The sequence below is a fragment of the Mycobacteroides sp. CBMA 271 genome, from assembly GCF_009729205.1.
In the GTDB taxonomy this organism is placed as follows: domain Bacteria; phylum Actinomycetota; class Actinomycetes; order Mycobacteriales; family Mycobacteriaceae; genus Mycobacterium.
The window spans coordinates 1,053,135-1,066,774 of sequence record NZ_VTHB01000001.1 but is presented as its reverse complement, the minus strand read 5'-3'; the positions used below and the strand labels follow the sequence as shown (position 1 = coordinate 1,066,774).

The 13,640-nt window shown below is 63.1% G+C and carries 15 protein-coding genes; 8 read left to right on the top strand and 7 right to left on the bottom strand.

The window, feature by feature from the left end; genetic code table 11:
* Positions 1–31 precede the first annotated feature (31 nt).
* Entirely contained in the window at positions 32–826 is a 795-nt protein-coding gene (locus FZI91_RS05400) for an alpha/beta fold hydrolase (protein ID WP_155937610.1), read from the top strand.
* Here the strand turns inward: FZI91_RS05400 and FZI91_RS05395 are convergent.
* The 5 genes from FZI91_RS05395 to FZI91_RS05375 form a co-directional block, all read right to left on the bottom strand.
* Positions 816–1,517 carry a helix-turn-helix domain-containing protein gene (locus FZI91_RS05395; protein ID WP_155937609.1) on the bottom strand — a complete coding sequence of 234 codons (702 nt, stop codon included), beginning with the start codon at positions 1,515–1,517 and terminating at the stop codon, positions 816–818. The two genes, FZI91_RS05400 and FZI91_RS05395, sit on opposite strands and share 11 nt — an antisense overlap.
* 127 nt (positions 1,518–1,644) lie before the next feature.
* On the bottom strand, positions 1,645–3,615 hold the full coding sequence (locus FZI91_RS05390; RefSeq protein WP_239001978.1) for a 5-oxoprolinase/urea amidolyase family protein: 1,971 nt from the start codon (positions 3,613–3,615) through the stop codon (positions 1,645–1,647).
* A gap of 125 nt (positions 3,616–3,740) precedes the next feature.
* On the bottom strand, positions 3,741–4,349 hold the full coding sequence (locus FZI91_RS05385) for an urea amidolyase associated protein UAAP2 (RefSeq protein WP_309224222.1): 609 nt from the start codon (positions 4,347–4,349) through the stop codon (positions 3,741–3,743).
* Positions 4,346–5,179 carry an urea amidolyase associated protein UAAP1 gene (locus FZI91_RS05380; protein ID WP_155937606.1) on the bottom strand — a complete coding sequence of 278 codons (834 nt, stop codon included), beginning with the start codon at positions 5,177–5,179 and terminating at the stop codon, positions 4,346–4,348. Before FZI91_RS05380 ends, FZI91_RS05385 begins: the two co-directional genes overlap by 4 nt.
* Positions 5,179–6,756: an amino acid permease gene (locus FZI91_RS05375; RefSeq protein WP_155937605.1), complete on the bottom strand. Its 1,578-nt coding sequence runs from the start codon at positions 6,754–6,756 to the stop codon at positions 5,179–5,181. Before FZI91_RS05375 ends, FZI91_RS05380 begins: the two co-directional genes overlap by 1 nt.
* A 272-nt stretch (positions 6,757–7,028) precedes the next feature.
* Between FZI91_RS05375 and FZI91_RS05370 the strand changes: the two genes are divergently transcribed.
* Both FZI91_RS05370 and FZI91_RS05365 read left to right on the top strand, forming a co-directional pair.
* The gene (locus FZI91_RS05370) at positions 7,029–7,688 is read left to right on the top strand and encodes a TetR/AcrR family transcriptional regulator (RefSeq protein ID WP_155937604.1); all 660 of its coding nucleotides are present in this window, start codon (positions 7,029–7,031) and stop codon (positions 7,686–7,688) included.
* Between the two features lie 72 nt (positions 7,689–7,760).
* Positions 7,761–8,630 (top strand): cyclopropane mycolic acid synthase family methyltransferase, encoded by an 870-nt coding sequence (locus FZI91_RS05365; RefSeq protein WP_155937603.1) that lies wholly within the window; start codon positions 7,761–7,763, stop codon positions 8,628–8,630.
* A 27-nt stretch (positions 8,631–8,657) separates the two neighbouring features.
* Here the strand turns inward: FZI91_RS05365 and FZI91_RS05360 are convergent, their stop codons facing one another.
* Together FZI91_RS05360 and FZI91_RS05355 are read right to left on the bottom strand one after the other, a co-directional pair.
* Entirely contained in the window at positions 8,658–9,497 is an 840-nt protein-coding gene (locus FZI91_RS05360; RefSeq protein ID WP_155937602.1) for a polyphosphate kinase 2 family protein, read from the bottom strand.
* A gap of 71 nt (positions 9,498–9,568) precedes the next feature.
* Entirely contained in the window at positions 9,569–10,273 is a 705-nt protein-coding gene (locus tag FZI91_RS05355) for a TetR/AcrR family transcriptional regulator (protein ID WP_166548229.1), read from the bottom strand.
* Between the two features lie 67 nt (positions 10,274–10,340).
* Between FZI91_RS05355 and FZI91_RS05350 the strand changes: the two genes are divergently transcribed.
* The 5 genes from FZI91_RS05350 to FZI91_RS05330 all read left to right on the top strand — a co-directional run bounded on the left by FZI91_RS05350 (position 10,341) and on the right by FZI91_RS05330 (position 13,633).
* Positions 10,341–11,684, top strand: coding sequence for a DUF445 domain-containing protein (locus tag FZI91_RS05350; RefSeq protein WP_155937601.1), 1,344 nt, complete (start codon positions 10,341–10,343; stop codon positions 11,682–11,684).
* Between the two features lie 100 nt (positions 11,685–11,784).
* Positions 11,785–12,201, top strand: coding sequence for a helix-turn-helix domain-containing protein (locus FZI91_RS05345; RefSeq protein WP_155937600.1), 417 nt, complete (start codon positions 11,785–11,787; stop codon positions 12,199–12,201).
* Between the two features lie 31 nt (positions 12,202–12,232).
* On the top strand, positions 12,233–12,883 hold the full coding sequence (locus FZI91_RS05340) for a heparin-binding hemagglutinin (RefSeq protein ID WP_155937599.1): 651 nt from the start codon (positions 12,233–12,235) through the stop codon (positions 12,881–12,883).
* Positions 12,884–12,930: 47 nt separating this feature from the next.
* Positions 12,931–13,209 (top strand): DUF2516 family protein, encoded by a 279-nt coding sequence (locus FZI91_RS05335; RefSeq protein WP_162525499.1) that lies wholly within the window; start codon positions 12,931–12,933, stop codon positions 13,207–13,209.
* 46 nt (positions 13,210–13,255) lie between these two features.
* Positions 13,256–13,633 carry a DUF2599 domain-containing protein gene (locus tag FZI91_RS05330; protein WP_309224045.1) on the top strand — a complete coding sequence of 126 codons (378 nt, stop codon included), beginning with the start codon at positions 13,256–13,258 and terminating at the stop codon, positions 13,631–13,633.
* Positions 13,634–13,640 lie beyond the last annotated feature (7 nt).

The window sequence follows — 13,640 nt, the reverse complement described above, 5'->3', positions numbered from 1 at the left end:
TCTTGTCGCGCGGGTGGGCTACCGTCGGCGCATGCCTTCGGCCTCGGTGAACGGTCAGTCCCTCCACTACATCGACACCGGCGGTAGCGGACCCCCGATCCTGCTCTCACACCCGATGTTTCTGGACGCCGTGCACATGGCCCCGTTGGCAGAGGCTCTCGTGGGGGAGGGCTACCGCGTGGTGACCTTCGACCAGCGGTGCCACGGCAAGACGAGGTTCGACGGGCAGTCGTTCGCGCTCGTCGAATGCGCCAAGGATGCTTTGGGTTTGGCGTCCGCGCTGGGTATTTCGCGGGCGATCTTCGCCGGTGAGCTGCTCAGCGCCGCCATCGCATTGCATGCGGCCGTGCTGGAACCGGACCGGGTCGCGGGCCTGCTCCTCATCGGACCCACCGCGTATGCCACCGACCCCGGTGAGATCGCGTCACTCAACGTCGGGCTAGCGCAATGGAAGGAATTCGGGCCCCAGGCCTCCGAATTCGCGCGCATTGCACAGGCCGCGACGGGATCGTCGCAGGACTTCGACGATTTGATGGACCGATGGCGCGCCGCCGATTGGCAGCAGGCACAGGTGATGGCGGATGCATGGTTGGACAGGCCGAGTATTACGGAGAACCTGGGGCGGCTGACCTGCCCGGCGGTGGTGATCCATGGCAGCAGCGAGTTCTATGTTCCACTGGCACATGGACGGCATGTCTACGAAAACCTGGGTGGGCCAAAAAGTTTCGGCATAGTCGAGCATCAGTTCCAGGCGTTGAGCATCGTGCAGGATCCCACCACACTGGACCTGGTGCGGGAACTCATGCGGGATCGGTTTAGCGGATAGTGCCCAGCAGCATGATGCCCGATGACAACCCGGCTCGCCAGATGCGCATGTCGATGTTCAGCACGGCGGAATTGTCGATATCGCACACCGTCCATTGACGCGCCGACGGGTCCGCGGGGATCACGTTGTTCTCCCACTGTTGAACAAAAGTGCCGATCTTCAAAAGCTTTTCGATTGTCTCGGTGAGATCCGGATCCGCGGGGGTCATCGCCATGTTCAGGCGAAGCCAAGCGATGAGCCAGTCCGAGGATGACTGCCAGTCCAGAATGATCTCGGGGGTACGCCGCCCGATGTAGTGCCAGTAGAGGAAGTTCGGTGAAATCCACAGCCCCTTAAAGAGTCTCAAGAACTCCGAATTGGCATTGATCACCGTCCATGCGGGTGTCAGAAAGGCTGCGGGGTTCGGGTTCAGTGACTCGAGGTAGTCGGAGATATCGGTGGGAGGGGCGCTCATGATGGTTACCGGCGGCGGTTTGTGCACGAGGAGATGCAGATATCCGCTTTCCCACTGTGACAGTTGAAGTGCCTCCGCGAGTGATTTCAGGCCTCTGGCGCTCGGCGCCACGCCCGACTCGACGCCCTGTATCCACCTCAGGCTGAATTCCGTGGCCTGCGCGAGGCCGAGTTGCGTCATCCCGTGGCGCTCGCGCGCGGACTTCACAAAGGAGCCAAAATCATTACCCAAAGTCATTACCCTCGGTTGCGCAAAAAGACTGCGCGTCCCAGTGTATTGACCATGGTCACGGAGGATGGTTAATTCGGACAGCAAAGTGGAACGCCCCGGGATTCGCTTGCGAGGGGTTCGGGGCGTCTACTTGCTACACCCGGGAAAATTCTCCCGCGGTACTCCAGGCTTCGCGTTCCGCTGCGTATGCCGTGCGTTGGTGATCGCGGAAAGCGCCGATTGACGTCGCGTTTTGGGCAAGGAATGTCGAGTACTCCGCCATGGAGAACTCACCCTCGGTGATCTTGATTCCACCGTCACCGCGTCCAGTGGCCAATTCGTCGCGAAGCTCCAGCAGTTCCTCGGCGCTCACCGGATACCAGCTGATCTGGTCAAAGAACCGCAAGAGCCAGGGTGTTCCCGGCTCGAACGCGCCGGCGCTTGCCGGATGCCGATGGTTCCAGACCTGCACGGTGCGCCCCACCAACTGATATCCACCGGGCCCCTCCATGCCGTAGATGCACAGATAGGCCCCGCCGATACCGACGGCGTTCTCCGGCGTCCAGGTGCGCGCCGGGTTGTATTTGGTGGTGACGAGCCGATGCCGCGGATCGACCGGAGTGGCGACCGGTGCGCCCAGGTAGACATCGCCCAGCCCGAGCACCAGGTACGAGGCGTCGTACACGGTGTCGAAGACGTTGTCCACCGTGTCCAAACCATTGATACGCCTGATGAATTCGATGTTCCACGGCATCCAAGGCGCATCCGCACGCACGCCCAGGCGGTAGCGTTCCATCGCCTCGCGGGCCGAGGGGTCGTCCCAGGAGAGCGGCATCGCCACCCGACGGCTGGGTACCACAAGCTCATCGAGGGAGGGCAGATGCTCGTCGATATCGTCCAGCAATCCCAGCACCTTGCCCATCGGCAGTCGGTCGGGGTCGAAATGCACTTGCAGCGACCGAATGCCCGGTGTCAGATCGACGATCCCTTTGGTGTGGGTGTCCTCTAGACGTTGGTGCAACGCATGCACACGTGCGCGCAAGGCCAAATCCAGTGTGATATCGCCGTATTCGACCAGTATGTTGTCATCGCCGCTGCGGCGGTAAGTCATAGCGGGGGCGTCCTCGCGGGCCGGGCGATAAGCGAGCACACCATCATCGCTGTCACCGCGGGTGGAGAACACCGACGGCCAATGGCCTCGCCTGTCAATGCCGATGGAACGCAGCGATGCGCTGCGCGCGGCCTCGATCCGGATGAATCGCAGAGTGTCGCCCGCGCGCAGCTGGCCTAGCTTCCAGCGGTCGGCCGAAACCACCGTGACCGGACAGACGAATCCGCCCAGGCTGGGGCCGTCGGGCCCCAACAGAATCGGCGTATCACCGGTGAAATCCAATGTGCCAATTGAATACGCGTTGTCGTGGATGTTGGACGGGTGCAGTCCGGCTTCGCCGCCGTCTGTGCGCGCCCAATGGGGTTTGGGGCCGATGAGGCGCACCCCGGTGCGATCTGAGTTGAAGTGGACCTCGTAGTCGGTGGACAGCAGCTCGTCGATGTCGGCGCGGGTAAAGAAATCGGGTGCGCCGTGTGGACCCTCGGTGACTGCGAGCTCCCAGTGATGGCCGATCGCTGGCTGCGCCGTCCCGGGAATGCACTGCGGTTCGGTGACTTCGTCGCCGCTGGGGTCGCCGAGACTGAGAACGTCCTCGGCGGCCAATGCGCGCCCGGCCGGCCCCCCGAATCCGCCGAGGGTGAAGGTGGATGCGCTACCGAGGAATTCGGGAACCGAGATGCCGCCGGCGATCAGCACGTAGATCCGCATTCCGGTATCGGCAGCGGCGCCCACCGCAAGGGTGCCGTCGGCGGGCACGGTGACGGCACGCCACTGCGGCACTGGACGGCCGTTGACGGTGACCAGCGCCGGTGCGCCGGTGACGCAAACGAGGGTGTCCGCTGTGAAATGCAGCGTGGGGCCGGCGAGCGTGGCTTCCAGGCCGGGGGCGCCTTCCGGATTCCCGACGGCGCGATTCCCCAGCCGGAACGACAGGTCGTCCATAGGCCCCGACGGGGGGACACCCACCTGCCAGTACCCGGTACGGCCGGGCCAGTCCTGCACGGTGGTCAGCATGCCGGGGGTCATGACTGTGATTGATGAGCCGCTTGCGCGAAGAGAATCCGGTACTGATGAGCCGCTTGCGCGAAGAGAATCCGGTACTGATGAGCCGCTTGCGCGAAGAGGATCGGACGTGGTGCTCATGCGGTTTCAACCACCATGCGCACCGGGGTGGGATCGAAGCCGTTGCACGGGTTGTTGATCTGCGGGCAGTTCGAGACCAGCACCAAGGTGTCGACCTCCGCGCGGAGCTTGATCTTCTTGCCGGGGGCCGAGAGGCCGTCGACGATGCCGAGGGTGCCGTCCTCGTCCACGGGGACATTCATATAGAAGTTGATGTTGGACACCAGGTCTCGCTTGCCCAGGCCCCACTTGGCGCCTTCGAGCAGAAAGTTCTCCACACACGCGTGCTGGTGCTTGGTGTGATGTCCGTAGCGCAGGGTGTTGGACTCCTGCGAGCAGGCCCCGCCGATGGTGTCATGGCTACCCACCTCATCCTCGACGATGGTCATCAGCGGCTGTCCGTCCTCGGCCCGTAGCACGCTTCCGTTGCGCAGGAACAGGTTTCCCTGTGCCGCGATGGTTGCTTGTGCCGAGTAGCGCACCGCGGTGTCTGCCGCCGAGTACAACAGGGTGTCCACGGCCTGATTGCCCTTCAGATCGATGATCGTCAGGACGTCTCCCGCGCTGACGACGGTGCTCCAGGGGGCACGGGCGGGGACCACCTCGTCGAGGACAGTGGCGCTCACAGTGAGTCTCCGTTCTGTGCCGCGGCCCAGGCATCTTCGGTATTGAGCACGGCGCGTTGGTATTCCGGATCGGTGTTGGGTAGATCGACGAGTTCGTCCAGTGCGGGCCAGGCCATTACTTGGGCAGGTCCGGTGTCGAAGGTGTCCGACGGATCGAGGGGGTGTGCGGTATTCACGAGTAGCACGATCACCGGCAGGTGGATCAGCAGATCCACGGCGGCGCCCGGGCCGGCGGTGCCGCTGCTGCGTAGCGTGCCGTCTGGGTCGGCTGTCACTCCGTGGAAGAACGACACCGATGGGCCGATATCGCGCGGAGTCAGACCGTGCTTGGCGCCCGCCAGCGTGAATAGTTCACGTCCTGCCGGGCTCGCCGAATAGAGATCGCCTGCACCGTATTTGGCGGCATTCGCGGTGAGCGTGGTACTCCCGCAGAAGGTGTCGTGATGTTCGGAGCTGTCGGCGACGATGGTCGCCAATACTCGACCCTGATCCGAAAGTAGCGGATGTCCGGCACGCAGGTAGGCCTGCCACGGAACCTTGACGGTGTCGGCGACGTTGAGCCGCTCCCATGGTGCGTCGGCGCGCAGAAGCACCAGGCTCACGCAGGCAGAGCCGATGACGTCGGTGAGCCGCAGCCGGGTGCCCCGACCGAGCACCTTGGCGGCGTACCTGCCGCCGGGGATAGTTTCGGCCCAGGTGAGCGTCAGCGGGTCGATGTTGTCCGGTGTCCAGGGCCAGTTCGAGGCGGGAAGTACCGGCATCGCATCGGTGATCTGGCCGGCCTGCGCGCGGGCGTGGTCACGTGCTCCCTTGGTGGTAGCGGTGGTCATTACGAGGACTCCTCTTGTGTTGCATCTTGTGTCGCGCGCCATGGGTAGGCCCGGGGATAAGCAAGGACCCCGGCGATCAGCACCGCGGCGATACAGATCGGGGCTACCCACACCAGATACGGATGTGCGCCGGTCGGGTCGAACACCGCTGCGCGCGGCCAGGACAGATTGAGCACCATGAACACGCCGTAGCCGACGGCGAGGAGGTTGACGGGGAGTCCGAACCATCCGAGCGAGAAGAGCTTCCGCCCGTCGGCATCGGTCTGTCCCTTGTTCCCGTCCCACTTGCTTCCGCCGATCCCCAAGCGACGCAACAACAATGGTGTAGTGACCATTAGGTAGGCGAGGTAGATCAGGGCGATGCAGACGCTGCACAGGCTGGTGAACAGCGCGGCATTGCCGAAGTTCACCACCAGGATCAGCACACAGCAGAACCCGACGACGACGGCCGGCGCGATCGGTGTTCCGGTGCGGGGGTTCACGTGCGAGAGCAGTGTGGAGAACGGCAGCTTGCCGTCGCGGGCCATCGAGAACATGAGACGGGAGGCCGCGGTTTGGATGGCGAGCGTGCAGACGAACACCGCGATCGCTACGTCGACCAGCAGCAGAGTGCCAAACGGTGAGGCCAGCTTGCTGTCCAGCACATAGGGCAGACCGCCGGTGGCGAGCTGACCGTCGGTGAGGCTAGGCGCGGCCATCAGCGCGCCGAGGATCATCAGTGCACCGCCGATGGCCGACACCACGATCGCGGACAGGATGGTGCGCGGGGCGACTCGGCGGGGGTTGCGGGTCTCCTCGGCCAGCTCGCTGGCCGATCCAAACCCCACGAGTACGTAGGCGGCCATCAGTCCGGCCGCCAGGAACGCCCACGGGTAGCCGCTGCCGGCTGATCCGGTGTGTAGCACCACGCTGGGGCCGCGTTCGGCGCTGGCGAACAGCATCCCGACCACGGCGATCACGCCGACGATCTCGCAGGTGACGCCGATCGAGTTGATCCGGGACATCCAGTTGACGCCGACAGCGTTGATGGCCGTGGTCGCGACGAGCAACAGCGACCCCAACAGCACGGCGTTGGAGGCGCCACTGACGCTGGTCAGCGAGGAATCGGTGCCGATGAGCTGGAACCCGCTCCAGATTGTCGGCAGCACCACCTGCAGAGCGATGGCCGCTGCGGATGCGGTGACGATCTGGGCGATGATCATGAACCATCCGGCGAACCAGCCCACCACGGCACCGCCGAGGCGGCGAGCCCATTGATAGATGGCGCCGGAAATGGGATAGCGCGCGGCGAGCTCGGCGAAGTTCAGCGCGACCATGTACTGCCCCGCGAAGACAATCGGCCAGGTCCAGAAGAACGCCGGCCCGCCGAAGCTGAACCCGAATGCGAACAGCTGGAAGATCGTCGTCAGGATCGAGACGAACGAGAAACCTGCCGCGAAGGATGCGAATTTGCCAAGGCTTCGATGTAGCTGAGGCTTGTAGCCGAACGCGGCAAGGTCGTCGGAATCGGAACGTGCGATGTTCACCGCCGACCCGGCTGCGGATTCGGCGCCCAGGGTCTGTTGGGTGGCGTTCATAGGCACTCCCAGGTCGGTCCTCGGGCAACGTGTTCCGCACCCTGTGTGGTCGTCAAAACCCACGTCTATGTGGGAAGAAATATCTGTCATGCGATAGGTAAGTAAGTCTGACGGGCGGCCGGTACGCGCGGGTGACAGTGCCGTTTCAGAACAGGGACGCGGTGTAACGTTGTTGTTGCGCAGATGTCGCGGCGATGACGAAACGCTCACCTGGCGTGGCAATGGGGACGTTGCCGAGGCCATGTATATAGAGGTATAGATAGGGTCGGCAGATGTCAGGGCGACCGCGGCGCAGCAGTCCGATTCGCGAGGGGAACACCACTCGCGACGAGATCCTCGATGCCTCGGCCGAGTTGTTCACCACCGTCGGGTTCGCGGCAACAACAACTCGGCGGATCGCCGAGTCGGTGGGCGTGCAACAGGCCTCGCTGTACTACCACTTCAAGACCAAGGACGACATCCTTGATGCGCTGCTCGCGATGACGATCGACCAGCCGCTGCACTACGGGGCGCTGATCGCCGACCGCCCGGAATCGCCGATCGTGCGCCTGTATGCGCTGTCGCTTGCCGATGCCGCCCAGCTGCTGGCCAGTCGATGGAACTTGGGGGCTCTCTACCTATTGCCGGATCTGCGGGCCGATCGATTCGCGGCGTTTCGGCGCAAACGAGATCAGCTGCGCGCCCACTATCAGGGCCTGGCGACCGCCGCCTGCCCCGCAGACATGGTCCGCGACGGGGTGGAGCGTCTACCTTTCCGGCTCGTCGAGTCGGTGATCATGCTCCGTGCCGACGGGGATTCGATCGCTCCGGAGGCGTTGGCCGATGCGACCTTGCGCGTACTAGGGGTCACCGAGGATGCTGAGAAGATCGAAGTCGCTGCCAGGGCGTTGTTAGTGCAGCTGGGCTGGCCGGTGGCCATTCCTAAGAGGTAGGCACAGTGTGCCGTGCTAGGGTGCCGTCCAGATAAGATTGCCAAGGTTGATGGGAATTAGGTGCTCCAGTAGATGTCCGATCTTAAGCCGTACTACGAGGAATCTCAGTCCATCTACGACATTTCGGACGAATTCTACGGACTTTTCCTTGATGAAGAAACGATGGGTTACACGTGCGCGTATTTCGAGCGCGACGACCTGACCCTCGCTGAGGCTCAGACCGCTAAGTTCGACTTGGCGCTAGGCAAGCTCAACCTGGAGCCCGGCATGACCTTGCTGGATATCGGCTGTGGTTGGGGCGCCTGCCTGGACCGTGCCATGCGGAAGTTCGACGTCAACGTCGTCGGCATCACACTCAGCAAGAATCAAAGCGAATTCAGTCGCAAGCGTCTTGCGAAGGTCGCCGAGGAAACCGGCCGTACCGCTGAAATTCGGATGCAGGGTTGGGAAGAATTCAACGACAAAGTCGACAGAATTGTCACGATCGGTGCATTCGAAGCATTCAAGCAGGAACGCTATCCGATATTTTTTGAACGTGCCTATGACATTCTTCCGAATGACGGCAGAATGCTTCTGCATACAATTCTTGCTCATACCCAGCAGTTCTTCCGTGAAAATGGAATTCCGCTGACTATTAGCGATTTGAAGTTCATGCAGTTCATCAGTAAGGAGATCTTCCCCGGCGGTCAGTTGCCAGCGGTGGAAGATATCGAGAAACTCGCCGGTGGATCAGGGTTCACGCTGGAGCGCACGCATTTGCTGCAGCCGCACTACGCGAAGACCTTGGACATCTGGGCCGCGAATCTTGAACAGAACCGCGAGACGGCGATCGAGATTCAGTCGCAAGAGGTGTACGACCGGTTCATGAGGTACCTGACCGGGTGTGCAGACTTCTTCCGCCGCGGTATCACCAACGTGGGCCAGTTCACACTGGTCAAATAGAGCGATACTTAACAGCTAAACGCCGTCTCACGCTTGCGCGAGGCGGCGTTTCTGTTCCTCGATATCGAAATCCGCGGGCGGCCACTGCAGGTTCAGTCTGTCCAGCGTTTCGTCAAGCAATGCGGTGACTGCGAGTCTGCTGAACCACTTGCGGTCGCAGGGAATGATGTGCCATGGCGCGTAGTCGGTGCTCGTCTTCTCCAGCGCCGCCTGATAGGCATCCTGATATGCGGGCCAGAACGCGCGCTCGTCGATATCGTTCGGGTTGAACTTCCAGTACTTGTCGGGCCGGTCCAGCCGTTCGGCGAGGCGCTCCTTTTGCTCGGCGAGCGATACCACCAGGGCGACCTTGAGGATGGTTGTTCCGCCGGCGGTCAGCTCCTTCTCAAAGGCATTGATCTCGTCATAGCGGGCGCTCCAGACCTCTGGCGGCACCAGGTTGTGGACGCGCACCACCAGCACATCCTCGTAGTGGGAACGGTCGAAGACGCCGAGCTGTCCACCCGATGGGAGAGCGTTGCGAATACGCCACAGGTAGTGGTGCTTGCGCTCCTCCTCGGTGGGAACGCCGAAGCTCGCATGCTCGATTCCCTGTGGATCAACTTGTCCCACAACATGTTTGACGATCCCACCCTTGCCTGAGGTATCCATCCCTTGCAGTACTAACAGCACGGAGCGGTGATCTCCGCTGCGTCCGTTGGCGTAGAGCATCTCCTGTAGCAGCCCGAGGCGCTCGGACAACTCGGCCTGCAGGGCTTCGCCGTCCTCACGCGATCCGTCGAAGCCGGGGGTGGAACGAGAATCGACATCGGCGAATGTCATGCCGGGTCGGAAGCGCAGGGCGGACGTGTCGATCCTGAGGGTCATGCCGTGTGACCCTAGCGGTCCCTTCGCCGAGCGTGAGCGCTGCTGTTCACACTCGGCGAAAAGGGATCGGGCTAGCGGGTGGGTGGCGGGGGCGGGACGGGTGACGGGTGCGGCATCGCGACGAACTTCTCCCGCGATCCGCCGACGCCCACGATGCCCAGCACCGCGTTCCAGGAAATCATCGTCAGGTAGTCGATGAGTTCATCGGATGTCATCCGCGGATGCGACATCCAGGAGTGGGTGGCCAGCTGGACGCCGCCGACGATCATGTAGGCCCACGGCTCCACACCGCGGGTATCCATCGAGGCTTCGGACATCTGGCGCCGCAGCGATAGGGCAAGCATGCGGGCGATGATGCGTTCGGAATCGGCGATGGCCTTGCTGCGGCTGGTGGAGCTGTTCGCCATGACGAACGGGTATATCTCGGGCTCGGCGGCCACCGTCTCGACATAGACCTTGATTGCCGTGCGGGTCAGGTCGTAACCATCGAGGCGGGCCGAAAGCGCCATCGCCATCTTGGGGATGAGTGTGGTCTGCGCGAACCGCGTCATGACGGCGGTGGTCAGATCGTTCTTGTCGACGAAGTACCGGTAGAGCACGGTCTTAGACACGCCGATATCGGAGGCGATTTCATCCATACTGATGTCGCGCCCTCGATGCCTGATGGCATCGAGCGTGCCGTCCACGAGTTCGGTGCGTCGTTCTACCTTGTGCTTATGCCAGCGGCGCTTGCGACCATCAGTCTTGATAGCCGCAGGCTGCGTTTTACTTGCCACGGTTATCGCCACATTCCCATAGTTATCTGTAACCGATACTACGTGACGGACCCTTGGGAGGTGCGCAATGCGCTCCATGCCGGATGATGGTGTCGTGGCAGGGAAGCATAGCGATCAGCCGCGCGCGCGGACTGCGTCCGGCAGCGTGTTCGCGATGGCCAATTCGGCCGTCGACGAGGAGCGTCGGAAGCAACTTCGACGAATGAAAGCCGTGGCCACGGGGTTCCTGATTGGGGCCACCGTGTTGTTCTTGGCATGCCGTTGGTGGCAGTCGGTGGGTGCGCCGGGCTGGGTGGGTTATGTCGGAGCGGCCGCCGAGGCAGGTATGGTCGGCGCGCTTGCCGACTGGTTTGCTGTTACCGCGTTGTTCAAGCATCCGCTTGGGCTAAAGATCCCGCATACAGCCATCATCAAGCGCAAGAAAGATCAGCTGGGTGAAGGACTGGGGAACTTCGTCCGGGAGAACTTCATGTCCCCGGCCGTCATCACCACGAAGGTGCATGACGCGCAGATCGCGGGCCGGCTGGGCAAGTGGCTGAGTGACCGCTCGCATGCTGAGCGGGTCGCCGCCGAGGCGTCCACGGTGCTTCGGGTCGGTGCGCAGATGCTGCGCGACGAGGATGTACAACAGACCATCGACAGCGTGATCGTGCGCAGGATCGCCGAGCCCAAGTGGGGTCCGCCGGTGGGCCGGGTGCTCTCGACGGTCCTCAAGGAGGACCGGCATGCCCCGGTGATCCAGCTGCTCTGCGACCGAGCCTTCGAATGGGCATTGGGTGCCAGCGACACCATCGATCGCGTGGTGCTACGCGATTCGCCCACCTGGACACCCAAGTTCGTCGACCATTTCGTGGGCGACCGCATCTACCGCGAGTTAGTGGACTTCACCGACAAGGTGCGTCGCAATCCCGATCATGATCTGCGGCAATCCGTGAACAGGCTGTTGTTTGAGTTCGCCGACGACCTTCAACACGACGAGCTGACGATCGCCAAGGCGGAGTCGGTCAAGGCTCGGTTGATGGCGCGCGAGGAAGTGCAGAACGCGGCGGCCACCGCGTGGTCGGCGGCCAAGAAGATGATCACCGAATCCGTGGATGATCCGTCGAGCGAGCTGCGTACGCGAATCGCCGACACCGTGGTGCGGATCGGCGAGACGCTGCGCGATGACCCCGCCGTGCGCGACAAGGTGGACGGCTGGGTGGAGCGTGCGGCCCGGCATCTGGTGGACCAGTACGGGGCCGAGATCACGGCGGTGATCACCGAGACCATCGAGCGCTGGGACGCTGAGGAAGCTAGTCGTCGGATCGAGCTGCATGTGGGACGTGACCTGCAGTTTATCCGTATCAACGGCACAGTGGTGGGCTCGTTGGCGGGTTTGGTGATCTACACCGTGGCGCAGCTGCTCTTCTGAATGGGGCGCTGACCGCGGTATTCCCAAGCTGACGTGACTTGGCCCACATTGCTAACAGAAGTGCTTGCAATAGCTAGCACTGCAGCTTACGGTGATTCTCATGCCGCAGGAAACAGACCTCGCCTCAGCTGTGAGCAACGCCGCCTCCGATATCGGTGGCTTCATCCGAGCCCAGCGTGAGGCCGCACAGGTCTCCGTACGCCAGCTGGCCGAGAAGGCCGGCGTAAGCAATCCGTACCTCAGCCAGATCGAACGCGGACTGCGCCGTCCGTCGGCGGAGGTTCTCAATCAAATCGCAAAGGCGCTAAGGGTTTCGGCGGAGGTGTTGTACGTGCGTGCAGGCATTTTGGATCGCAGTGATGCTAGCCCGGTACGGGACGCCGTCATCGCCGATACCTTCATCACCGAGCGGCAGAAACAGGTGTTGCTCGACGTGTACGGCTCCTTCGTCCAGCAAAACGCCGAAGCCAACGCGGACGCAGAGCAGTCCGCCCCCGAATCTCCTGGCGACAACTGAATAACTTTCCCATCCCCGAAAGGAATCTCGCATGACCAAGAAGAACCCCTCGCTCGAGGACCTCAAGACCCCGTTCTACGTCGCCGTCGGCGCGGGTGACCTGGCGCTGGCCGCGGTCGCCGATGTCGTCGTGAAGCTGCGTGACCGCGCCGAGGAAGCCGCCTCCGAGGCCGGTGCCCGCGTGGACGAGACCCGTGACCGGCTGCGCGAGCTGTCGGCCGAGCTGCCCACCGATGTCAACGAGCTGCGTGACCGGTTCACCCCGGAAGAGCTGCGCAAGGTGGCCGAGGCTTACCTGCAGGTGGCGACCGACATCTACAACAACCTGGCCGAGCGCGGCGAAGAGGCCATCGTGCGTCTGCGCAGCACCCCCGGCATCGAGGAGAACGTGACTCGCGCTGAGGGTCTGGTCGGCAACTACGCCGAGCTGACCGAGCAGGCGCTGGGCACCGTGGCCAGCCAGACCCGTGCCGTCGGCGAGCGCGCCGCCAAGCTGGTCGGCCTCGAGCTGCCGGGCAAGGCTCCGGCCAAGAAGGCTGCTCCCGCCAAGAAGGCTCCGGCCAAGAAGGCTGCTCCCGCCAAGAAGGCCGCCCCGGCCAAGGCTGCTGTCAAGAAGGCTGCCCCGGCCGCCAAGAAGGCTCCGGCCAAGAAGGCCGCGACCCGCACGGTCACCCAGAAGTAGGCAGTTCCAGCACTACGGCCACCCGGTCAGCCACGTAGGCTGACCGGGTGGCCTTTTCTTATTCCGTCTTCTCGCTGATCTCGCTCGTCGCCCTGATTGCGGTCATCGTGGCCCTGGTCCACGCCGCGCTCCAGCCGGCCGATGCGTTCGTGGCCGCCGAGAAGCAGACCAAGACCACCTGGATCGTCGTCCTGGGCGGTGCGATACTGCTCTGCCTGATTCCGGGTTTGGGACTGCTGAGTGCGGGTCTCGCGGCGGTGGCGGCCGGCGTGTATTTCGTCGATGTTCGTCCGCGAGTGCTTGAGGTCCAGGGCAAGTCACGGTGATGAGCCGCTTGCGCGAAGAACATTGACGCTAGTGCGCGGGCTCAGGGTGGCGGCCTCGGTGGTGGCGCTGCTGACCTTCTGTGCCGTGCCGGCCGCCGCGCAGCCCGGTGACACCGATCAGCCTGTCCTGATCGCCGAAACACATTGGGATTCAACAACTAGCGGTCGGACGCTGCGCGTCTATCCGACCCCGCTGGGGCGTACCTATGAGGCGCCCGACGGTGCCGATATCGCCTGGGCCGAGGTCGTCGAGCTTGCCCCCGATGCGCAGTCGCCGGGTATGCGGATGCAGTTTGACTGTCATTGGTATGGGCGAGCCTTCATCCCGGACAAGCCGAGCTGGAATCTGGAACCGTGGCGGCCCCCAGTTGATATGGGGCTCATGGCGGTGTCGCACTGCAATCCCGGTGGGCCCGAGGTCTAGGCGCCGC